General features: G+C 63.1%; 12 protein-coding genes, 1 tRNA gene and 1 CRISPR repeat array. Of the genes, 5 read left to right on the top strand and 8 right to left on the bottom strand.

Translation table 11 applies throughout. The features are described 5' to 3' along the window. Positions 1 to 20 precede the first annotated feature (20 nt). On the bottom strand, positions 21 to 1,532 hold the full coding sequence (locus tag KF838_00590; protein QYK48364.1) for a DUF1501 domain-containing protein: 1,512 nt from the start codon (positions 1,530 to 1,532) through the stop codon (positions 21 to 23). A 51-nt stretch (positions 1,533 to 1,583) separates the two neighbouring features. After that, entirely contained in the window at positions 1,584 to 3,362 is a 1,779-nt protein-coding gene (locus KF838_00585) for a DUF1553 domain-containing protein (GenBank protein ID QYK48363.1), read from the bottom strand. 89 nt (positions 3,363 to 3,451) lie between these two features. Between KF838_00585 and KF838_00580 the strand changes: the two genes are divergently transcribed. Then, positions 3,452 to 3,538 (top strand) — tRNA-Ser (locus tag KF838_00580). Positions 3,539 to 3,902: 364 nt separating this feature from the next. Here the strand turns inward: KF838_00580 and KF838_00575 are convergent. The 6 genes from KF838_00575 to KF838_00550 form a co-directional block, all read right to left on the bottom strand. After that, positions 3,903 to 5,681, bottom strand: coding sequence for a recombinase family protein (locus tag KF838_00575; protein QYK48362.1), 1,779 nt, complete (start codon positions 5,679 to 5,681; stop codon positions 3,903 to 3,905). Positions 5,682 to 5,764: 83 nt separating this feature from the next. After that, complete coding sequence (locus KF838_00570) at positions 5,765 to 6,301, bottom strand: DUF2924 domain-containing protein (protein QYK48361.1); 537 nt, start codon at positions 6,299 to 6,301, stop codon at positions 5,765 to 5,767. Further along, positions 6,298 to 6,837 (bottom strand): hypothetical protein, encoded by a 540-nt coding sequence (locus KF838_00565; GenBank protein QYK48360.1) that lies wholly within the window; start codon positions 6,835 to 6,837, stop codon positions 6,298 to 6,300. The genes KF838_00570 and KF838_00565 overlap by 4 nt, the downstream gene beginning before the upstream one ends. Before the next feature lie 102 nt (positions 6,838 to 6,939). Further along, positions 6,940 to 7,191: a hypothetical protein gene (locus tag KF838_00560; protein ID QYK48359.1), complete on the bottom strand. Its 252-nt coding sequence runs from the start codon at positions 7,189 to 7,191 to the stop codon at positions 6,940 to 6,942. Positions 7,192 to 7,272: 81 nt separating this feature from the next. Further along, entirely contained in the window at positions 7,273 to 7,623 is a 351-nt protein-coding gene (locus KF838_00555) for a hypothetical protein (GenBank protein ID QYK48358.1), read from the bottom strand. Between the two features lie 39 nt (positions 7,624 to 7,662). Further along, positions 7,663 to 7,914, bottom strand: coding sequence for a hypothetical protein (locus KF838_00550; GenBank protein QYK48357.1), 252 nt, complete (start codon positions 7,912 to 7,914; stop codon positions 7,663 to 7,665). Positions 7,915 to 8,354: 440 nt separating this feature from the next. Between KF838_00550 and cas1 the strand changes: the two genes are divergently transcribed. The 4 genes from cas1 (at position 8,355) to KF838_00530 (ending at position 22,956) form a co-directional block, all read left to right on the top strand. Then, positions 8,355 to 10,142, top strand: a complete 1,788-nt coding sequence (cas1, locus tag KF838_00545; GenBank protein QYK48356.1) for a CRISPR-associated endonuclease Cas1 — start codon at positions 8,355 to 8,357, stop codon at positions 10,140 to 10,142. Positions 10,143 to 10,145: 3 nt separating this feature from the next. Beyond that, a complete protein-coding gene (gene cas2 / locus KF838_00540) occupies positions 10,146 to 10,436 on the top strand; it encodes a CRISPR-associated endonuclease Cas2 (GenBank protein QYK48355.1) in 291 nt (96 codons plus the stop codon). 67 nt (positions 10,437 to 10,503) lie between these two features. Continuing rightward, complete coding sequence (cas12b, locus tag KF838_00535; protein ID QYK48354.1) at positions 10,504 to 14,925, top strand: type V CRISPR-associated protein Cas12b; 4,422 nt, start codon at positions 10,504 to 10,506, stop codon at positions 14,923 to 14,925. 412 nt (positions 14,926 to 15,337) lie between these two features. Then, a CRISPR array of direct repeats spans positions 15,338 to 19,209; the repeat unit is 36 nt; unit sequence GCCGCATCGGCCAACACGGCTCTGATCGATGGACAC. 108 nt (positions 19,210 to 19,317) lie between these two features. Beyond that, a complete protein-coding gene (locus KF838_00530) occupies positions 19,318 to 22,956 on the top strand; it encodes a tetratricopeptide repeat protein (protein QYK48353.1) in 3,639 nt (1,212 codons plus the stop codon). Positions 22,957 to 23,160: the final 204 nt, after the last annotated feature.

Raw genomic sequence — 23,160 nt, 5'->3', positions numbered from 1 at the left:
ATCTACCCCGCGCCCACGTGCTACGCCAGCAGACCCTGCACCGGCTTCCCCTTTCCGTCCTTCGTCACGTAGAAGGGTCGCTCCTCCGTGAGATACGAAGTCTCCGGCGAGATGCCGAGCGCGGTGTACATCGTTGCGTGCGCATCGATCAGCTTCACGGGGTTCTCTACCGTCACCATCGGGTGATGGTCGGCGGTCTTGCCGTAGGCCACGCCTCGCTTGAAGCCCCCGCCGAAGAACGCCATGCAGTTTGTGCTGCTGAAGTGGCCGTGGAAGCCGTACATCCCCTCGTGCTCGATCACGAGGTCGGAGCCGTCGTGCGTCTCTGAAGCGCCGTCGGGCTCGGTGCCCGCTGCTGGCTGGCTCGCGATCGTCCGCCCGAACTCGGTGCCGATGACGACCAGCGTGCGATCCAGCATGCCGCGTTGATCGAGGTCGCGGATGAGCTGCGCGATCGGGGCGTCGAACTGCTGCTTCATCTCGCGCATGCGGCGCGCCCCGTGCTCGTGCATGTCGAAGCCCTTGAAGGGCCCGTACTGGTACTCGACCTGCACGAATCTCGCGCCCGACTCCACCAGCCGGCGAGCCAACAGCAGCCCGTGCCCGAATCGCTTTCCGTTGTCGTACCCGGGCTCGTAGAGGTCCGCGTTGGCGATCCGGGGCTCATACGCCGCGATCGTCTCGGGCGACTCTTCTTTCGTGTAGTCGAACGCCCGCTTCACGGGCGAGTCCATCATCGCCCGCGCATCGTCCATCGCCTTCAGATACTCCTGAGCCCGCGGCGCATCCCGCAGCGATGCGTCCGAAGCACGGGCCAGGTCGCCGAGCAACCGCTGCCGCCGATCGAGCCGATCGACGGACATCCCCGCCGCGGCGGAGAGCGTCGCGAGCCCCTGCGTCGCATCGGGAATCATGAACGGCGCGTGCTCAACGCCGTAGAAACCCGGGCCGATGTACTCATTGATGAAGATGCGTTCCTCATCCGAAGAGTCAATATCTCGTCCGATATAGATGTAGGGCGGGATCTGCTCGTGCCTTCGGCCCCGCGTGCGTCCCACGATTGCGCCGATGCTGGGTGCCTTCACGCCCGCGGGGAACAGATATCCCGTCATCGCGTAGTACTGCGCCTTGAGGTGGATCGCGCCGAACATCACGTCGTTCGACAGGGAACGCAGGATGCACCCCTTGTCCATGACCGATGCGATCTCTTCCATCCCCGCGCCGAGCATGACGCCGTCGGCCGCCGACGGAATCGGCTCGCACGTGCCGCGAAGATCCGACCCCTTCATGCCCGCGACAAACGGCGTGTACTGCTTCGGATCCCACGTGTCTGTCTGCGCCACGCCCCCGGGCAGCCAGATGAAGATGCACGCATCGGCCCGCGCCGGCGGCTGGGGCACAAGCCCCGGTTGAAAGAGCGATGCCCGAGCGCCGCGAGGAATCCCCAGCCCCGCCGATGCCGCCAACGCTGTGCCAAGCCCGGCACGCAGAAGATCACGCCGCGAGAACGAGTTGTTCCAACCATTCGCCATCTGTATCTCCACCGCTGACTCGCCTTCGTGCCTTCGTGCCTTCGTGCCTTCTTACTTCACGTACTGAAACTCAGGCGACACAACCATCGCCCAGCACAGATCGATAGCCGCGGCACGCCGCGCCTCGCGCCCCTCCCCCGCCTCTGCCAGATACACCATCACCACCCGCTCTTCCTCGGCCGACGGTGGACGCGAAAGGAACGCCCGGTAGATCACGCCCGCGACCTCGGCTTCAGTCGCCGCCGCCAGACGATCGAGCAGCGGCCCATTGCCGATGAGCGCGAGCAACTCCGGACCGTTCAACAACTCGAGCGATTGCACCACCGCGACATCGTCCGGACGCTGTGTGCTGATCTCGTTGCGCGAGGCCGGCTTGCCGAGCGCGCGGCTCAACGCCGTAGACTGATTCACGTGATACAGGCGCCGCGCGGGCTCGAGCCCCTGATGCATGGCGACCCGCACGCTGTCTACCACCTGCTCCGCCGTCAGCCGCCTGAGGGTCGGCGAGCGATAGAAGCGCGGCGCGTGCTTATCGGCAACGTCGAACACATCGGCGAGCGCGGCATCGAAACGCAGTTGATACGTGCGGCTCGTGAGGATCAGCGTGATCGTCCGCTTGAGATCAAACTCGTGCGCCATCAGGTCATACGCCAGCCAGTCGAGCAACTCGGGGTGCGATGGCTCAACATCAAGTCGGTAGTCGTCTGCCGGCTCGAACATCCCGAGGCCCATGTACCGCTTCCACAACCGATTGACGATCGATCGCGCGAAACGAGGGTTCGCCGGGTCCGTGATCATCGCAGACACAAGACGCAGACGCCCGGCCTCGTCCGTCGGGATATCCGTCGGCCACTCAGCAATCGCCGGCTCTCCGCCGTCCGGCTCGAACGGGAAGGCCGCAACGACGCTTCGACCCATGTTCTTCTCGCAACGGATGACCTCGAGATCGTGTTCGGAGAAGAGCCCGGCGAACGCGAGGAATCGCGTCTGCGGCCACTCGTCGTTCTCGAAGTGATTGTGGCAAGAGGCGCACTTCATGGCGGTGCCCATGAACACCTGTGCCGCGACCGCCGCGGTCTGCAGCGTCTCCGTGTGCGTCTCGTTCCGCACGAAGACGACGCGCGCCGGCTTGCCGTTGGCCTGCGTCATCACAGGCGGGTTCGCGCCGGGGATACCAAAGTCGATGATCTGCGCGACAAACACGTCGTAGGGGCGGTTCTCCTTGAACGACTCGTTGATCCACTTGCGGTAGTTGCCCCGCGTGGGGATTCCTCCCTGCAACGCGGCGTACGACGAGGCGATCGCGTCTTCCCAGAAGGGCGTCCAGTGATCGGCGTAATCGCCTGATCGTGCGAGCAGTTCGGCGACGAGCGAGGCCCGCTTGTCGGGCTCTCGCGAGGAGACGAAGCGATCCAGTTCCTCGATCGTCGGCACCACACCAATCACGTCCAGATACACGCGCCGCGCAAAGGTGTGGTCGTCAATCGTTGGTATCGCATCGGGCGAGAAGCCCGTCGCGCCGGCCTCCGCCGCTTCCGACCACCGCGCGAGAATGAAGCGGTCGATCTCGTTCGCGACATAGGGCTCGATGCTCGTCGCCAAGGCGGGCGGCTCTGCCGGCTTCGGCACCAGCCCCAGACGCAACTCGCGACGCACGGCCATCATCGCGGGCTCGTTTGATGCGAATAGATCGCCCGGGCCGATGCGAGCAGCCGGTTCTCCATCGCCCGTGCTCCCGCTGGCATGAAGCCAGCCCAGGCACAACGCTGCGCCCGCTACCACGCCAAGAGCCGCCACCCGCCCTCGCCCGAGTCGAACGAATGATTCCATGAGATCAATATACAGACCTTCCGCCCTACGCCATAGGGGGCGACTGAGATCCGACGACGCCCTTCCGACCTAGACTCTCACCCACACCCGGAAAGGTGGCAGAGCGGTTGAATGCGCCAGACTTGAAATCTGGTATGGGCTCCGGCTCATCGGGGGTTCGAATCCCCCCCTTTCCGTTCCAAACCCGGACTCTCCGGGCCGTGACTCCGTCGCTGCGGATCCGCGGCCAGTTCCTCGCGGACGTTCGCGAGATTCCCGCGAGGCCGGATTCTCAGAACCCAGAACGTCGCGCCGGTTCCACCTCTTTGGGGACCGGATTCTGAGTCGGCGAGTTTGGCAGTGTCTCGGGCCACGGTGCGCGCTCCGATTGTTCTGAGTCGCCCACTTTCGCGTGAGCCGCGGCTCGGGCACGGAGGCATGCAGTGTCTCGGGCCGGAACCGCGATGCTTCTGGAGCCGAGGCGCATGAGTTCTCACGCAACTGGCCTGAGACGGGATGCTGGCGTGTCGGGCGGGTGGTGATGTCGTGAGTTGGGGCCGCTCAGCTGCCGTGCGTTGGCAGGCCCAGTCGAACCGCCTGCAGCGACCAGTCGAGCGAGTCCGCCGCGTCGTGCAGGTCCTCGAGCGCGATCCGCGGGCTGAGCGTGCCTGTGAGCGCGGCACGGATCGCTGCGGGTGAGAGCCGCGTCAGGTGCAGCAGATGATGGACGCGGCTGCGGTGGATGCCGTGCTGGTCGGCGATCGCGTTCACCTCGCCGCGTGTGCGCATCACGGCCTCGTGAAGCACGAAGGCCTGCCCGATGGCACGCACGATGTGGGGCGATGGCACAAGCGTGCTCGCCGCGTTCAGGCGCGGCACAAGGTCGCGCCCCTCGGGCGAGAGCAGCAGGCGTCGGCCATCGTGACGCTTGATCTGGAGTTCGGTCGTCAGCACCTCGCGCCCGCCTCTGATGCCCTGCCGCTCCGATGGCTCGATCCGGACCTGCGGCGTGAAGTGGCAGCGTCGTCGAGGACGATCGCCAGCCCGTCCATTGGGCTTGGCCCGCGCGGCTTCGCCGAGCGCGTCGGCGCACGCACGGATCTGCGCGATGCTGAGCGCGACATCGATGTGATCGAGCCCCAGGACCACGCTCTCGATGATCTCTCGCACCCAGTGGTCGCGGCTGGTGGCCTCGATCTCGTCGAGGATCAGCCCGTGCGCCGCTTCGAGTCGGTCGAGCACCATCGCACGGACCAGATCATCGATCAACCCCGCGTTGACGCGCCCGATCGGGCAGGTGCGGTAACCCTGCTTGCACGCCTTGAGACTGATGTAGTACCGGACGATGTGCTTGCCGCGATCTCCCTTGAGGTTCGCGGTGTTGGCCGGGGTCATGGTCACGCCCTCGATCGTCTTGAGCTTCTTCTTGAGCAGGTGGGTGTGGGTCCAACGGGGCTCTGCCCTGGGCTTCGCCTGGTCCATGCGGGCACGCACCCGATCCCACGTCGCCCGGTCGATGATCGCCTCGTGCTGGCCCGGCCAGACCTCGCGTGTGCCTCGCCCCTTGCCCTTGGGGAGGTTGTGCCCTCGGACGTGGACGATCTGCCCGATGTAGATCGCGTTGGTCAGGACGCGACTGATGACGGACGTGTCCCAACGCTTGTCGCCGGGCGATCGGTCATTGTTCTTCGAGGGCCGCGGCGGAGGGGTCCCCTCGGCTTCGAGTTGCTTCGCGACGCCCAGCGGCGAGCCGCTCTCGAGATAGAGCGCGTAGATGCGTCGAACGATCGCTGCCTCCTCCGGCACGACACGGAGCACCTTGTTGGCGGGGTTGGGATCGCTCGGCATCGGCCTGCGGTACCCGAGAGGCGGGTTGCCGCCGACGAAGAGCCCTTTGCGCTTGGTCGCGGCCACCTTGTCGCGGATGCGTTCACCCGCGATCTCACGCTCGAACTGGGCGAAGGAGAGGAGCATGTTGAGCGTGAGCCGCCCCATCGAGGTGGTGGTGTTGAACTGCTGGGTGACCGAGACGAAGGAGACGCTGTGCTCGTCGAAGGTCTGCATGAGCCGCGCGAAGTCGGTCAGCGAGCGCGAGAGGCGATCCACCTTGTAGACGACCACGATGTCCACGCGCTGCGATCGGATGTCGGCCAGGAGGCGTTTGAGACCCGGGCGCTCGGTGTTGCCACCGGAGAACCCGCCATCGTCGTAGAGGTCGTCGATGGCGACCCAGCCGTGGCTCCGCTGGCTCTTGATGTAGTCGAGCCCCGCTTCGCGCTGGGCGTCGAGGGAGTTGAAGACCATGTCCAGCCCTTCCTCGCTGGACTTCCTCGTGTACACGGCGCACCGGTACTGCCGGAGGCCGGACGAGGAGCTGGGATCCGTCAAGGTTGGTCCGCTTCGAGCGTGTGGGTCCGCACGCGTCATGCGTTCTCCCCCTTGCGGGTGGCGCGGCTGGAGATGCCGAAGAACTTCGGACCCGACCAAGTCGAGCCCGTGATGACCGACGCCACGCGCGAGAGCGATCGGTACGTGGTGCCGTTGTAGACGTAGGCCTTGCCGTTCTCGACGACGGTGACCTCGTAGGTGCGACCCCGCCACTGCCGCACCAGCCGCGAGCCGGATGGCAGCGCGGCGCTCACGGTGGGCGCGGTCGGGCGTCGGGTCCGTGCATCCGGGTCGGGGCTTGCTGATGATGCAGGGCGATCCACGAACGCGTCACGCATCGCGACCTTGAGCAGACGCCGGGTGACCGGGTCGAAGTCGCCGTAGACATGCGCCTGTGCCCGGAACGCGACCTCGCGGATCATGAAGCGACGCTGGGGCGGTTTGCCCTCTCCTCCGTACGCACGCCAGAGGCCGAGGAGTTCGGCGTGCCCGTGCAAATCGAGCCGCGCGAGATCGACGAGGGGCCTGGATGCGGATGTGCGTGGGGCCTTGCGGGTTCGTGTGCGGCTCATGCGCCTCCCTTCTGTGAGGCGGCCTTCGCGGGTGTGGGCTTGGTCGTGCGGTGCGCCGATGCCGCGAAGCGGCCGCGCTTCCCACCATCGGTGGCTTCGAGGCGCACGAAGCGAGCGGCATCGCCCTTGGCCAAGATCTCACGCGTCATCGCGGCGTAAAGCGTCGCGGCGGGTGTCTTGCCGCCCGGGCTGGTCCAGAGGCGTGCGGCCGCCATGCGCTCGATGAGCTCGGATGCAGAGAGTCCGAGCCGAGCTTCCTTCGCGGGCAAGCCCTGCAGCACCTGAGCCGCGGCGTCGAGCGCCGAGAGGCGCTTGGGTTTGAGCTTGGCGGTGGTCTTGGTTGCGGGCTTCGGTGCCGACGTCGTAGACGCCTTCGTGCCGCCCTTGCTGGCGTCCTTGGCCGTCGCGTCGGGCTTGGCGTTCAACTTGGCGAGTGCGTCGGCGCGGGCTTTGTCGTTCGCGACCGTGTCCGGCGCGGGCTTGCTGCTCGTCTTGCTGGCGGGATTGGACTTCGTCGTGGGGGTCTTCTTGGACATGGTGGTCTCCGTCGTGGGTGTGGAACCCGTCGCACATCGCTCCGGGGAATCGCGCTGGCACCGGTCTCCCGGAGCGGCGCGTGGATGAGCGAGGCGTGGGGGTCACCTGCTCTGCACGATCGAGATCTGGAAGACCGAACCGTCGCCGAAGCGCAGCACGATCCCGGCGTTGGTCGTCAGCAGCATGGCCCGCTCGAAGGTGGTGACGTTCGCGAGGTCGTCAAGGTCGTTGACCATGTCGCGGGCGATCTCGGCAAGGGCGATGTCGTCGTCCTCGCCCTCGACCTCGTCCCTGGCGTCGAGGATGTTCTGGATGGAGTTGAGCAGGATGTCCTGAAGGTCGGTGTCGTGCATGGTGGTGCTCCTGTCTGTGGTGTGGTGCGGGTCGGGTCCAAAAGCAGCGAAGCCCGCCGTCAACTCTCGTTGGGGCGGGCTTCAGGTCGTCGGGTGGGTTGTGGATCGGTCTACGAGGTCGGGGTTGCGGGGCTGGGTTCGGGCCTCCTTGCCGCGTGCCTCGTCGCAGGCGTCGCTTCGCCCCTGGCGATAGCCAGCGTGCAAGCCGGATCTGTACCCGCTCTCGAAGGCGTGGCGCACGATGTCCCGGATCGACCAGACCGGGATCTCGTGGAAGTCGAGCGCGTCGCGACCGCGAGTCTCCAAGGTCTCCAGCAGGAGTTCCGCCTTGGCCCATTCGAGTTCCTCGTCGAGGTCGTGACGCTTGGCGAGCGCGTCGAGCGAGGGTTTGGGGTTGGTGGGATCGGGTGTGGTCTCGTGGGGGTTCGTCATGAATCGTCTCCTTCGGTGTGTGGCGCGTTGGTCGTTGGTTCAGCGGTTCGTCGGCCTCGGGGCGTACTCGAACCCGGCGTTCACCAGCCGCTCGGCGTCGGCGAGGCAGACCACCCAGTACGCGCCCTCGCCCAGCACCACCGTCCCCGCGCTGGTGCGGTCGGCGATGCTGAAGGCGCTCTCCTCGCTGCGGACCACCACCGGTTGGTGGCGAAGCCCAAGGCGCTCGTGCGCCGCCCTCGCGGCGGCCTTGAGTTGGTAGAACGGCGAGATCTGGTTCGCGTGCGTCATGGCGTTCTCCTTCGCGGGCGGCGGCAGCTCCGTGAAAGTGCCGCCCGCGTCAGAGACATCAGGGCAAGATCATCGCGCACAGGCAAGGCGATCCGGCCCATGTCGCGAGGAATCCGCGATCAGCGTCCAGAATGTGGGCAAGCAGTGGGCATGTCACGCGCAAGTGGGCGGGTGCCCGCTTGTGGCGTTGTAGCCCGACGGATCTGCATGCGTTTCATGGCGTTTCCGGGGCCTCCGTGGCATGAACAAGTGCAGGGCATGTCGACGTTCCTGCGCATGACATACGTAAAGGGGTCGTTGTCATTGTGGTCTGCGCCGTCACTCAGGTGTGGCCTTCTACAGCACGTGGTGACACCCTGTTGTTATATCTTTCGCGAGACCGCCAACGCTGCTCACCAACACAGTTCCACATGCCGATCTGTGCCCCGGGAGGTGCTCACATGTGGCCATGCCGAGGCGTTGCCGAACATGCGTATTGCCCACGGCTGTTCTACTACATGACGGTCGAGGGCGTCTTCCTGCCCAGCTCTGATACGGAGCAGGGTACGGGCGTGCATCGACGGGTAGATCGTCCAAGCCAATCGCCCAACGAACCAAAGCCCAAGAGCCCATCGCAGCCCGCATCATCCGGTAGTACGGACTCAGATCCCGAGAGGCCACTTTCAGTACGGAGTCTGGTGCTGACCAGCGAACGCCTCGGGTTGACAGCGACTCTTGACCTAGCCGAGGTCACGGGCTACACGGCGATTCCGGTCGAGTACCGCAAGGGCCGGCCCAAGCGTTCTGGACAAGTCGCTGAGCCAACAGACGACATGATGGAGCAGCCCCGACTCCTCCCGGGTCCTGAGCCCTGGCCGACAGATCGTGTGCAGATTGGGCTCCAGGTTCTGCTCCTTGAAGAGGCCGGATACACGGTGCCCGAGGCGTATCTTTACTACGCATCGGAGCGTCTGAAGCTCCGGGTTCCTGTAGATGAAGGCCTTCGATCGTTCGCCCTCGCAACGCTTGCCGAGGCCAAACGAGCGGTAGAAGGACCGCGGCCTCCTCCTTTGATAAACGATCCCCGTTGCCCGCGATGCTCCCTTCAGCCGATCTGCCTCCCCGACGAGATCAATCACCAGCGACTGACCGCCGTCACGATCGGTGGCAATGCCCCTTGCCCACCACCCGAAGAACTCACGCCTCGCAAACTCTGGCCACCCCGCGATGACGGCATTCATGTCGTCCTGCAGCGCGATGGAATCCGTGTGGGGGTGCGCGGCCAATCCGTACGCATCACAGACAAGGATGGGGAAGTCGTCCGCGACCTGCCGCTCGCGAACGTGGAATCACTGGCTGTCGTTGGCGGCGTACAAGTGTCCACACAGGCACTGACAGTCTTCGCTGAGCACGAGGTCCCAGTTGCGTACCTCACCGGCGCTGGGCGTCTGGTCGCGATGATGGATCCCATGGGACCGACCAGTGCTGCCGTCCGTGCGGCACAGATCCGAACGCTCGACACGCCCGAGAGAGCTCTTGAACTCGCTCGCGCGGTCACGGTCGCAAAGATCGCGAATCAGCGCACGCTGTTGATGCGCAACTACTGCCTCGGGAGCGGTTTGCCTGCACGTGTCGCCGACGACCTCCAGCAGTGCATCGGGTCCGCTGAGTCAGCACCCACTCTCGAAGTCCTCCGTGGCCACGAGGGCAATGCCGCGGCGATCTACTTCGCTCACTTCGCCGGCATGTTCAAGGAGGGCGTGCGAGAAATCGCCGATCGTTTCGACGCCAACGGTCGCCAGCGACGCCCGCCGCCCGATCCGATCAATGCCGTGCTCTCATTCGCATACTCCATGCTGACGCACGAATGCACGGCGGCAGCGCGGCTCGCGAGTCTCGAACCGACGATCGGTGCCCTGCATGTGACTCGCCCAGGTCGCCCAGCTCTCTCTCTCGACCTGATGGAGCCATTCCGTCCTCTGATCGCAGACTCTGTGGCCATCTCAGCGTTCAACCGAGGCGAACTGGCGGAGGGGCATTTCCTCAACACAGCCGCCGGATGTGCCCTGACAGACTACGGACGCAAGGCCTTCTTCGGGGCTTACGGCCGACGCATGGACACCGAGGTGACGCACCCGGTCTTCGAGTATCGCCTGAGCTACCGACGCATGCTCATGCTCCACGCGCGGCTTGTCGCCGCGTGGCTCCTCGGCGAGGTGCCGACACTCTCCTTCCTCACCACGAGATGACCTATGCGCCGCTGCTTCCTGGTCTGTTACGACATCCGCGAACCCAAGCGCCTGCGCCGCATCCACAAACTCATGAAGGCCTATGGCGAGCCGTGGCAATACTCGGTCTTCTATTGCACGCTGAAGGCGATCGACCGGGTTCGCCTGGAGAACGCCGCCCGCGAGATCCTGAACCTCAAGGAAGACCAACTCCTGATCGTGGACCTCGGATCCAACGAGCAGGCCGCCCGCGAGTCGTCGACCTTCATGGGTGTCGGCGTGCCGGAAGCCGAAAGCGGCATGGTGGTGATTTGATTATCCGTTGTACTATTGTTCTACTGCGTGGCAATCATCGCTGGGCCGACTTGCGCCGGAGGTACTCGTGTCAACCAAAAGCTACAAGCTGCGGCTTGATTTGCGAGCAGATCAGCCAGTTGCAGATTGCGCTCGCTTCTGTGGACGCGCCGACGAGATCGGATCCGTGGGAAGGTGGCTTGATGACACACGCGAGGTGTTCAATAACGGTGTTACGTACCTGACGGGATGGCTGCTCCGCATGCATCGCGGTGCCGGTGTGTGCAGAGAGAAGCGAGACGGCATCTGGCGAGAGTGGCAGGAGATCACGACGCTCGATGCGCTCAATGAAGCCAGGTCGCGGCACGAGAAGGATCCGGGTTCATTCGCGCTGCTGGAGAACCGCGAACTTCTCGACGCCTTCAGAGATAAAGGGAAGTCCGAAGCAGAAGCCGTCGAGCTGGCTGAGTGCTGCCGCCGCATCGCCAAGGAGTTGTGCCCGTCCAGCGAGGACAGTTCCGGTGCCCAGATGCCAAGAGACGACTTGGACCTGTTGACGCTCGAAACGTCAACTGCGAAGGGGGTCAGGGATCGCGGGGTGGACAAGACCGGCAAGCCGAAGCAGAAGAGCGGTCGCCGGCCCCGATGGATGCTGAAGCAGGCGATCGCGGCCACAGCACCTTCCGCATCAAGCTGGAGCGACTTTGAAGCACGAGTCACTGCCACTACGGAGTTTCAGAGCGCGGCCAACGACGGCAAGTCCCTGCTCAAGCAGCTGAAGCAGAAACATACAGGAGCGTGGTGCGACGTTCAAACACCCTTGTGTGAGTATGCAAACACCTGGGAGGCTGACAAGGCGAAGGCGGAAAAGCGTGTCGAAGATTCGGCCGTGAGTGGGAGCATCGCCGCCTATCGCCGACTCTTGGAGCTGGACTGTCTCCCACTTCCCGGACTTCAGCGCCCGAGCGCATATCTCCGCATCGACAGCGGATCGGCGGAGTGGAACTACGCCATCTGGAACATGGCCGGTCAGCGGGTACGGAGCCACCTGGGTTGGGTCCGCCGTCGGGCGACGGAGCGGCTGCTGTGGGAACTGCGGACGAGCCTGTTTGAACGTGGCGGATGGATTCGCACGAAGCGCGATGGCAAACCCATCCGGAAGGACGGCCTCACGCCGTACGACATCCAGTTCGAGAACCCGCCGGACGGCGAGGCTGGCGACTTCGAGCAGCGACACGCATTCGCCGGCAGGAAGTGGGTCGAGGCCCTGCGCGAATACGAAACAGATGAGATGCCCAAGCATCTCGAAGCCACTGCATTCAGCGCCGCCGAGCAACCGCGCATCCGCAGGCGGACGGCCAAAGGGTGGGCGAAGGTCCGCGACAAATGGATTGATCTCATCGCCAAGGCGAGCAAGGCCTACAGGCAGGCTCCATCGGCCGACGACCTGCTCGAAGCGTTCGACCAGATGCGGACCCGGAAAGCAAGGGACTTCGGTGATCGACGCCTCTTCGAGTGGCTCGCGTCCCCCGAACGCCGCTGGCTCTGGGATGGCACGGACAAGTGCGACGACAACGACTGCGGCCGCGAGGACCGCGATTGCCTCACGGCGTTCATCGCCCACAACGAACATCTTGCGGACCAGCCGAAGTCGATCACCTGGACGCGGGTTGATCCTGTCAAGCATCCGGTCTGGCCTTTCTTTAGCAGCAGACGCGATAACAAGAACAGAATCGTCTCAAACTCTGCGGTGGCCTACAGACTTCGCAAGGAAACGACCGACGATGGCCACAGACTGCTTCTCATTTGCAGTCAGCTACTCACCCGGCAAGACGACGGCACATATAGAAGCGTGAACGACGTTTGTGTCGCGCTGCGTGGCTACGATGACTTCGAGCGAAGCATTGCGTTGCCGGCGAATAGCGATGTCTCTGCATCGGATAAGTTGCTGTTCCTTGACGATCTTCTCGGCGGCAAGCCCCGCGAGGGAACGCTTAGCGGTATGAAGGTGACTTGGGAACGCGATGAGCTTGAGGCTTCGCATCGGAAGTGCAAGCCGACTAGGAAGCCGCCTCGCATCTATGCGAACTTTAGTTGCGATGCGGGAGAGGCAGAGTTGCCTGAGTGGTTGACGAAGGGTGTCGGATACCTCGACAAGAAGAATGCCCGCGACGGCATCAAGGGCTTGTTCAAACTGGACGGCGGTATCCGCTTCGAAGGCAAGGCAAAGAAGTCCGCTAGCGACGATACCGCGAAGCCTGGCACGATTCGGCCACCCGGCACCTGTGCATGGCCGAAGGACGCCATCGACCACGGCTTCACTGTCCGCGGAACCGACCTCGGCTATCGCACCTCGTCAGCCGGCGCGTTGTGGCGACTGTCATTCACCAAGCCCGACGGAAGGACGGCGTGGCAGGTCGGCAAGTGCGAGGGGAAACCCGTGTACGCAGTCCTTGTGCGTACTTCAACGGTCTCTCTCCCCGGCGACGGCGAGGCGCTGCCCACGGAAGAACAGGCGCTGCGTGAGCAGTTGTATTCTCTCCGCACCCGTCTCAATCTGAACAACTCGCTCCTGCGTATCGCCCGGCTTCTGGCGCTCGAGGCCATCACCCAGCGGAAGGCCGACGGCGCTAAGGTTCGCAAGCGAGCTCACGACATCACCAAACGCATTGGGACGAAGTGGAAGACGGAGACCCGGAGTCTCGACGAGACGGAGATCAAGGCAAACTGCCGCAAGGCGGCAGAGCAACTGGTGCGATGGGCATCCACCGACGCCATGACCGAGTCTCTGAAGGCGATCGGCCATGAAGGCTCGATGTGGGACTTGCTCGCCGGCCGCGATGCATCACTCAAGGCGCTCGCTGAGAGGGTGCCGACCACGGAAGTGCCGACCGAAAAGCAAGCCAAGGAACAGCGAATCGACCGCGATACGGCCAAGGCGAAGCGCCAGGCAGAGGATGAGGCGTTCGCGGAGGCGGTCCACCAGCTCTGTAGGCCGCTCGCCAAGGCGATGTGCGACGGTCACGACGCAGAAAGGCGTCGCCGAGCGACCGCCGGACTGTGGTTCGAGTTTGACCGTGCGCTCATGCGCGAGGGGAGTTACGGCGACAGTGGCGACAGAGACGGCAGGCGCGACCTGTTCGAGAAGGGGTTGCTCCGCCTGCTCCGAAAACCGCCGGTCACGAAGCACGGCGACCGCAAGGACGAAGCCAACAACCTGCCGCACGGCCGCACGCATCGCGGCGGCGTCTCAATGAACCGCCTGAACTTCCTCGACGACGTGAAGAACTTTGTCCGGCGCTGGTCCTGCCGCCCGCGTTGGCCCGGTGATGTGCGCCGCGTACCACGCGACGCCAAGGTCAACCGTGGTGATACCGAGCACCTCGATCACCTGCGCGAGCACCGGGCCAAGCTCATCGCGCATGCCGACGTGGCCCAGACGCTTGGATTCGAGCAGGACCTTCGCCGCGGGCTCTGGCGATACCGCGACATTTCAGGACAACTGCTGTGGCACCGGCCCGAGCGCGGCCACTGGTACCGTGAGCATGACGGCGGTCTTTTGCAGTGCCAGCCGGCAGGTTCCGTCAGCGACACCGATGCCCGGCATCCACATCCCGCCTACAAACCGGCCCACGTTCTCGTCTACGAAGACTTGACCCGCTACAGGATGAGTTCCGATCGTCCGAAGAACGAGAACGCCGGGCTTGCACGCTGGTCTCACCGTCAGATTCTTGCGTTTGCCCAACACATCGGCGGCCTGTTCGGCGTGCCGGTTGCCACGGTGGATGCCCGCTTCTCGTCACGGTACTGCTCGCACTGCGGCGCGCCCGGCTGCCGCGCAGTTCGATTCGATCCAGCCTGGCTGGGCCAGACTTGGATGAAACGGCTACTCCAATCTAACGACGTCCGTGACGCGGCCATGAAGCGTGTGGCGACGAATGTTCGTTCCCGCACGAACAACGACGCACACGCCCTCGACTGTGAAGAGGACCGACCCTGGGTGCTCCGTGATGGCGGCACACACTTCGTTTGCGCTAACACCAGCTGTCCCGTTCACTCCACGCCCATAGACGCGGATGAGAATGCAGCGGGAAATGTCGGTCTTCGGTTCCTTCGTGGCATCGACGGGATTCGCGCAACGATCAACGGGAACGGCGCGGTCAGTAGTAGTATTGGATACGTGGCCCCCGGTACGGTGTTGGAGCCGGTTGGCGATGGGGAGGCGTCGGAACGTGAGCCGTATTGGAGCAATCGGCACGGGGACCGCTCACGAACACCCGCCGCCAAAGCACATAAGGGGGTTCAAGGCGCGTCTACCCCCGCGGACGACATCGAAGACGAATACGAGCCCGGCGGCGTGCGCGTTCTGTTCCGCGACCCGAGCGGGGGCTTCCGCGTCAATGACCGCTGGTTCGAGGGCAAATTCTTCTGGGGCGCGGTCGCCCGGGCATGCGCGGCCGGGATCAACGCCACGAACGCCTCGCGGTTCGGGGCCACCGACGACGATTGAGCGGGCGGCTCAGGGCCGGTATACTCCGTTTGTCTCGGGAACGTGTCTTCAGCCCGTGCCCCCATGTGGCCCAGCCCGAGGGGAACTCGCCGGGTGTTCAGCGATGAAGGCGGGCAACCGCTTGTCCCGAGCGCATCGATCAGTCCCGCGTTGGCCCCGCCATCAGGCAAAGCCAGGCGTCGGACGCCGTTCATTGACAAGTTGGCTGAAGCGGCCCGTCTCGCGGCGGCCCCGCGAGCGTGACGGTGGTGAAGGGGGGTGCCGGGCACGCTCGCGGCTGCGGAACTGGCCAGATATCAAGGGCTTAGCACACGCACTCGCACCTCAGATACCACATGTTCAACCACGACATTGATCACACTCGCGACAGTCATTGCAAATGCCCGTATTTCAGAGACTTGCGAGTGCGGCAGCCGCATCGGCCAACACGGCTCTGATCGATGGACACCTTTCGGCGATCCGCCCCGGCGCGGACCTGTCGAGCCGCATCGGCCAACACGGCTCTGATCGATGGACACTGCGTGCTGTGGCCGGTTTCGGACTTGCGGGGCTTGGCCGCATCGGCCAACACGGCTCTGATCGATGGACACGAGGGTTTGGCCCGAACCGGTGGCGATCATCTCGCCGCATCGGCCAACACGGCTCTGATCGATGGACACGTCGGATGCGCTGTTGGTGTTGATCGCGGAGAAGCGCCGCATCGGCCAACACGGCTCTGATCGATGGACACTCATGGATTGCGACACGACGGGTGTGGAGCCGTCGTGCCGCATCGGCCAACACGGCTCTGATCGATGGACACACGCCCAAGGCGGACGACACGGGCGTGCTCGACGGCCGCATCGGCCAACACGGCTCTGATCGATGGACACATCACGATCTGTCCGCCGTTCTCAAAGCGAGCCGGCGCCGCATCGGCCAACACGGCTCTGATCGATGGACACTACAAACCGCGCTTGTGATCCTCACCGCCGAGCGTGGCCGCATCGGCCAACACGGCTCTGATCGATGGACACCGGGCGATACGAGCAATCGAGGCCGCCAACGCGCCGCCGCATCGGCCAACACGGCTCTGATCGATGGACACGCTAAGATTCTTCACATACACGAAATTTACCATGCCGCATCGGCCAACACGGCTCTGATCGATGGACACGCGTAGCCGTACCCGAACGCCAGCACCGAGCCGTTCGCCGCATCGGCCAACACGGCTCTGATCGATGGACACACGTCGGCGCACCGGACGTCCGCCGGCGGGAGCGAGCGCCGCATCGGCCAACACGGCTCTGATCGATGGACACTCGTTGTCTTGCGGACTCTCGTTCTGCTTCGGCGGGCCGCATCGGCCAACACGGCTCTGATCGATGGACACTCCCCTTGTTGTCTCTGTCCAACACCACCAAGCAGCCGCCGCATCGGCCAACACGGCTCTGATCGATGGACACGCCTGCCGGTTGGAGGTCCACCCCAGCGACGGCCCCGCCGCATCGGCCAACACGGCTCTGATCGATGGACACGTGGCCGGTAGATATTATGAGCGATCCCGTCGGCTCGCCGCATCGGCCAACACGGCTCTGATCGATGGACACCCTCGCTTCCAGCGCGTCGCGCACGACGAGGGCGTCGCCGCATCGGCCAACACGGCTCTGATCGATGGACACCCGCGTTCCTCCACCTGCAATCCGGTGGCCCGAGGGCCGCATCGGCCAACACGGCTCTGATCGATGGACACGCATGCGCGTATTCGAGCGGGTACGAAGCATGCCGCCGCATCGGCCAACACGGCTCTGATCGATGGACACCCGGCCATTTCCTTCCAGTCCTCCACCCCAGCCGCCGCCGCATCGGCCAACACGGCTCTGATCGATGGACACAACAGGCCGCGCACGCCAGCGGTCACACCATCGAGCCGCATCGGCCAACACGGCTCTGATCGATGGACACCGTTCCAACTCGCGCGGCATAACAATCTCCACTCGCCGCATCGGCCAACACGGCTCTGATCGATGGACACGCCGCCTCAGTCCGCAGCCGCGTCCGCACGCTGCTGCGCCGCATCGGCCAACACGGCTCTGATCGATGGACACTCCATCTCGTCAACACGCGCCACAAGCGACATCAGCCGCATCGGCCAACACGGCTCTGATCGATGGACACGTGATGATCGACGGTGGTTCCAGCACCTCTCGCCGCCGCATCGGCCAACACGGCTCTGATCGATGGACACCGAGAGCTCGCTGAGCGTCTCGGCATGGATCATTCCGCCGCATCGGCCAACACGGCTCTGATCGATGGACACCGAGGGTGTTGAGTTCGGGGAGAACCTTGTCGGGCCGCATCGGCCAACACGGCTCTGATCGATGGACACCCAGGCACTATGGCGGTACACGCACAATGCGGCGCACGCCGCATCGGCCAACACGGCTCTGATCGATGGACACTTCTCCCTCGTGTCGATCCACCGATCAATCGCGGCCGCATCGGCCAACACGGCTCTGATCGATGGACACATGCTCAACCCCGCACGCAAGCGGGGGCGAGGGTGCGCCGCATCGGCCAACACGGCTCTGATCGATGGACACCATTGAGGTCATCGTTGATGACCATCTGACGCGGCCGCATCGGCCAACACGGCTCTGATCGATGGACACGGCGGCTGCTGAACTATACGCTTTGGCATCAAAGGCCGCATCGGCCAACACGGCTCTGATCGATGGACACCACTGTGGCCGATGGTAGTGTACCCTGTTGGGGACGCCGCATCGGCCAACGCGGCTCTGATCGATGGACACTGCATATTCGTCTCGGTTGGATGTCGTCGGCTATGCCGCATCGGCCAACGCGGCTCTGATCGATGGACACAAGGTCATGCAGCGGGTGTCCTTGTGACCGGAGCGCCGCATCGGCCAACGCGGCTCTGATCGATGGACACTTCAGCCCGTTGCGAGCGCTGAGCACATACCCCGCCGCATCGGCCAACGCGGCTCTGATCGATGGACACCTTTGATCAGGGCGCGCTGGTGCTGGATGGGAGCGCCGCATCGGCCAACGCGGCTCTGATCGATGGACACTGCATGACCTCCACCGCGCCACGGGTTCCGACCACGCCGCATCGGCCAACGCGGCTCTGATCGATGGACACGGGAGCGTGTGTCGCGTGTCCAAGTCACAAACAGCGCCGCATCGGCCAACGCGGCTCTGATCGATGGACACAGCGAGCTCGGGGTCCACTTGACCAATTCGAGATCGCGCCGCATCGGCCAACGCGGCTCTGATCGATGGACACGCCATCATCTTCCTGACGTAGGAAGAGCTCGGTAGGCCGCATCGGCCAACGCGGCTCTGATCGATGGACACGGGAACATCTGGCGGTTCGTGGTCGATCGCGAGCAGCCGCATCGGCCAACGCGGCTCTGATCGATGGACACCTATCCGATGCTTATCACCACGCTCTCCGCTATGCGCCGCATCGGCCAACGCGGCTCTGATCGATGGACACGCCGAACTCGGCAGACTTCTTCGCCCTGGTCACGACGCCGCATCGGCCAACGCGGCTCTGATCGATGGACACCCGATGATCGTGGCGCGGACCACTGGCCCGGACTGTGCCGCATCGGCCAACGCGGCTCTGATCGATGGACACGACTCTGTTACGGCGGTGAAAGTTGCTGGATCGAGGCCGCATCGGCCAACGCGGCTCTGATCGATGGACACCCGAAGTAGACGTTTCTCAGGAAACCGTCGAGCTGCGCCGCATCGGCCAACGCGGCTCTGATCGATGGACACGTGAACATCGTGCATGCGTGGGGCAAGAGAGCCGTGCGCCGCATCGGCCAACGCGGCTCTGATCGATGGACACTGATTTCTTCGAGTAGTCCAGCGTTAGCGGTGTGCCGCATCGGCCAACGCGGCTCTGATCGATGGACACGCGCCGTTGGTCGCCGTGAAGCGCACCTTGGTGTCGCCGCATCGGCCAACGCGGCTCTGATCGATGGACACGCTCGGTGGCGTGCTCCTTTGTGTGATCCGCCCATACGCCGCATCGGCCAACGCGGCTCTGATCGATGGACACTTGCAGCGTGACAGGGGTATGGGGATAAACAGAGGCCGCATCGGCCAACGCGGCTCTGATCGATGGACACAACTGCGAGGTGATGACCCGGTAACCCTTGAATCGGCCGCATCGGCCAACGCGGCTCTGATCGATGGACACGAATGCCCAATGCCAAATGCCCAATGCCTCACTCTGCCGCATCGGCCAACGCGGCTCTGATCGATGGACATCTGACAGACACTCTGCCCAAGAAGAAGCTATTCAGATTGCCTTGCACTGCCGCGATGCCGTATCTTGATCTCCCACATTCTGCTACTATGGCCAACCGGGAGGTAACCATGTCAAAGCAGGTGCTCGCTGTCGCTGCTGGTGAACTGAGCTCTGGAGCAATTCTCACCGCGTTCGGCCTTGCGGCAGGTGCGCTAGGCACCATCACAGCCGGTGCAGGCATAGGTACTGCGCTCGCGTCTGGCCTTGCGGGTGCCACACTCAACGCAGGCGTCAGCATCCTCACCCACAAGCACGCCAGCTTCGCCAAGCGTGTCGCACAGAAACTGCGCGAGCCGGATGCCTTCTTCGCGAATGGTGACGTGACGCGCAAAGTAGGCGAGTGCTTGGGGGCCTGCCTTGGAGCCCTTGCAATTGACGAGAACATACCTTCCCAACATCGTAGTCTCTACAGAGAACTCTCGTCGCAGGCACCACGCCGATGGCCAGAGATCGCCGATGCTCATTCGTATCGCGGGCTCGATGAGTCAACTGTAACTCGCTTTTTCAATCGCCGTTGGCACGACCCGAGCGACCTTCAGACGCTGACACCAGATCAGTTCCAGCATCTCCTTGTAGCGATCGCCGATCGCCATCTCACGCCAGAAGAGCGTGCCACGATTGAGTTTGCGTCTGAGCGACTGCCGGGCATGCTTCCTCAGGCGGTCTTCGAGGGATTCAAACTCGCGCAGACGGACAACGACCCGGCATACGCGGCGCTTCAGTTCATGCTTGTGGGCGAGATGGCCGAGGCACTCGCGGATGTTCAACGCTCGCTCGTGGTGGTTGACTCACTTACGCGAGAAGTCCAGAAGTCGCAAGTAAAGGAGTGGAACGAGATCCAGAGCATGCGTCTCATGCTCACATCCCTCGACTCGACGCTGCGAGAATTGCATCGCATGGAGGCAGAGAGACACGAGAGACTTGCCGCTGCCATCGAGCACTCCTCAGATTCTTTGCGAAGCCTCTCTGATGGACTGGTCGAGCTCGCAGACCGCGTCGCTGACCTTACAGGCGTTACGAGCAGGATTGATCTTGGCGTCCACGAGATCACTCAGCTCGTGGCAGAAAGCGCAGTAGCTACTTCCAGACGCGCCGATGTATTCGCCGCCCAGCTCGACACCAGAATCGATGGTGTCGAGCTCATACTCTTCGAGCTCATCAAAGAGATTCGGAGTGCTGCTCACCAGCCGCGCGACGGAGTACTCGATTCGAGTCGGGTCACCTCCGAACGTGCTCGCCCTCTTGATCCGGAACCACTAGAATCAATCGTCGGCAGAGAAGGTGATGCACTGACCATCAAGTCCCTCGTGCTTGAGAAAGGCACACGACTCGTGGTCTTGGTAGGCCCGCCTTGTGTGGGCAAGAGCACTCTGGCTTTACACGTCTCGCACCGGATCTCCCGCGAAGGGAAGATACCGGGACACAGAGTTGACCTTGCAAACGTAAAGACCGCTGAGGACGCAGCGGCTCGCGTTGCAGAGTCTCTTGGCGTTCTCATCGCAGGTACTCGACAGAGCGGCGCGCAGAAGCATGTTCAGCAGACGCTGATCAATGTACTGAAAGAACGAGGCCCGGTCCTCTTGCTCTTGGATCACTTCGAGCGTCTGGTCGGCCATGCATCGAGCACGGTGCTGGCGTGGCTTCAGGGGGCTCCAGAACTCATGGTGGTCGCGGCTAGCCGGGAGGCAATAGACTACGCGGATACGCTCGGACCTTCAGCCCCGAGGTGCGAGGTTTACAGGGTTCGCCCGCTTAGGGTGCCCGAATCGAACGAGTGCGATAGTGCTCCAGCGGAAGTACTCGAACGAATCGACAGCGTTCGCTTATTCATCGATAGAGCAACTGTACGACGTCCAGGTTTCTCAGCGAGTGGCGATGATATTCGCCACATTGCCCGGATCTGCATAGCACTCGGCGGATTCCCTGCCTGCATCGAACTCGCCGCAGCTTGCGTGGACAGCGCGAGTCTCCGGCAGATCCATCAGAACCTCGCGGCAGCCGCACTCAAGCCACGACGTCTAACGACCGGGGACGCAGTATCACGATCGTACCTCTACCCCGCATTGGATGCATCACTGTCACACATGAGCGAGGTTGAACGCCGCTGCTTCCTTCAACTCGCTGATTTTCCTGTCGGTGTGAATGTGGAAGAGGCGGACGGTTTGCTCCTCACCACCCCAGACTCACCGAGTATTCGAGTTCTCCAGGATCTTCGCTACGCGAGTCTTATCGAGGTCAGCGTTGTTCATAACGCATCCTTATACACCGGCGAGCTGCGCGCTTATCTCTACGAGCCGATACGCGAGTATGCCTCCCAGCGTCTCCGCAGTGACCTCGGAGACGACCTGTACGCTGAGCATTTGAAGCGCGTCCGTTCGTACCTCATGTCATATGCTACGCGATGCAATCGTGCAATGCGCGGCTCAGACGACGTGCTCGCTCATGAGGCGTTGTTGCTTGAGAGACCGAATCTCGCGGCACTTCTCGATAAAGAGATCCAACGTGGCGACATCAGAGCGTCAGCCGAGGTCCTTCTCCAGCTTGAAGAGTCATTTCTTCGTTGCGGCCCTGCAGCAACGCTGCAAGCGTACGTCACACGCGTACTCTCGCTGCCGGGCAGTATCGACGTGGCGCATCGTTCACGACTGATAAGACGCTACTCGGAGGCATTGTGGCTTCGTGGCGATTACCCGCAGGCGCTGGAACAGTCCAAACGCGCTCTTGAACTGGCGAGTCAGCAGAGCGATGGTGAGGAACATGCCATCGCCATGGGGTGGCACGGAAGGATGCTGAGCCACGCAGCTCATCATGATGAAGCGATACCACTGCTTAGACTGGCCCATGAGAGGCTGCGGTCATCGCATCAGCACAGTGAACTCGCGCAAGTTGCGCTTACGATGTCCAACTGCTACGACTGGAAGGGAGATACAGACAAGTCTCTCACTCTTCTTACACAGTCCGAGCAGACAGCAAGGAGCTCAGGCGACCAGTCCGCGCTTGCTCGTGTGCTCAATCGACGTGGAATCGTGCTTTGGCATAATGGCTGTTCGGATCAAGCGCTGCAACTGTTTCATGAAGCGAGAGATCTGAACCGTGCGCTGAGCGATACCGTCTGGGTCGCCGGCGCAATCACGAACTGTGGCCTTGCGCTCTCTGACCTCGATCGGTTTGAAGAGGCGGCTGCGCACTTTGACGAGGCACAGCTTCTGCATCTTCAGCAGGGCAATCTCGGATGGGACGCGGTCAACGCTGTCGGACGAGCCAGGATGCTATTGTACGCAGGCCGCGATCGGGAGGCCATCGCTGAGGTCGATCGCGTCGAACCCGCTATTAAAGACATTACCTATCACGAGAATCTTGCTCTGCTACATACTGTACGCGCAGTGGCGAGGTATCTTTCCGGAGACGTGGAAAGGGCGGCTTTTGAGCTGAGAGATGCGGTGCGCAAACTGCATCGTGGATCAAGAAAAATGCTCCGCGCATACATTGCTTATGTGATCAGAGCAGAGTGCGAGCATTCCCTGGGCAACCGGGACAAGGCTGTGAAATTCTTGTATAGAGCAGCACGCGTCGCGAAGGTTCGTACCATCACATCCGATTACCGCGTTAGATATGTCCGTGACATAACGAGACGAGCCCGGATCCTCGCAGAGGATCTCGGGGTACCTGTTCCGGTAGTTGACATGTGTGAACCGAGTGTATCCTGAACGGCACAAACTATAGAGAGTCGAGCACCAATGAACCAATCGGGCCATAATGACACACCCACCATACACACAGACCTTCCCTCCGTGAGAGAGAGACTGCAGCCACTCAAGACGCACCTAGCGACGATATCGTCTCCTGGGCACTCGTACCCATGGAATGGACTCGAACAGCAGATGAAGGATGATGCGACAAGCCGACTTCGA

The organism is Phycisphaeraceae bacterium (assembly GCA_019454185.1).
Classification (GTDB): domain Bacteria; phylum Planctomycetota; class Phycisphaerae; order Phycisphaerales; family UBA1924; genus JAHBWV01.
This window is presented reverse-complemented; position numbering and strand designations above follow the sequence as displayed.

What these genes read in the sequence shown, in the direction of transcription:
- KF838_00560 (QYK48359.1), bottom strand. Translation starts at nt 7,191, where the DNA reads ATGCACGACACCGACCTTCAGGACATCCTGCTCAACTCCATCCAGAAC.
- KF838_00570 (QYK48361.1), bottom strand. Translation starts at nt 6,301, where the DNA reads ATGAGCCGCACACGAACCCGCAAGGCCCCACGCACATCCGCATCCAGG.
- KF838_00550 (QYK48357.1), bottom strand. Translation starts at nt 7,914, where the DNA reads ATGACGCACGCGAACCAGATCTCGCCGTTCTACCAACTCAAGGCCGCC.
- KF838_00530 (QYK48353.1), top strand. Translation starts at nt 19,318, where the DNA reads ATGTCAAAGCAGGTGCTCGCTGTCGCTGCTGGTGAACTGAGCTCTGGA.
- cas2 (QYK48355.1), top strand. Translation starts at nt 10,146, where the DNA reads ATGCGCCGCTGCTTCCTGGTCTGTTACGACATCCGCGAACCCAAGCGC.
- cas1 (QYK48356.1), top strand. Translation starts at nt 8,355, where the DNA reads ATGTGGCCATGCCGAGGCGTTGCCGAACATGCGTATTGCCCACGGCTG.
- KF838_00565 (QYK48360.1), bottom strand. Translation starts at nt 6,837, where the DNA reads ATGTCCAAGAAGACCCCCACGACGAAGTCCAATCCCGCCAGCAAGACG.
- KF838_00585 (QYK48363.1), bottom strand. Translation starts at nt 3,362, where the DNA reads ATGGAATCATTCGTTCGACTCGGGCGAGGGCGGGTGGCGGCTCTTGGC.
- KF838_00590 (QYK48364.1), bottom strand. Translation starts at nt 1,532, where the DNA reads ATGGCGAATGGTTGGAACAACTCGTTCTCGCGGCGTGATCTTCTGCGT.
- KF838_00555 (QYK48358.1), bottom strand. Translation starts at nt 7,623, where the DNA reads ATGACGAACCCCCACGAGACCACACCCGATCCCACCAACCCCAAACCC.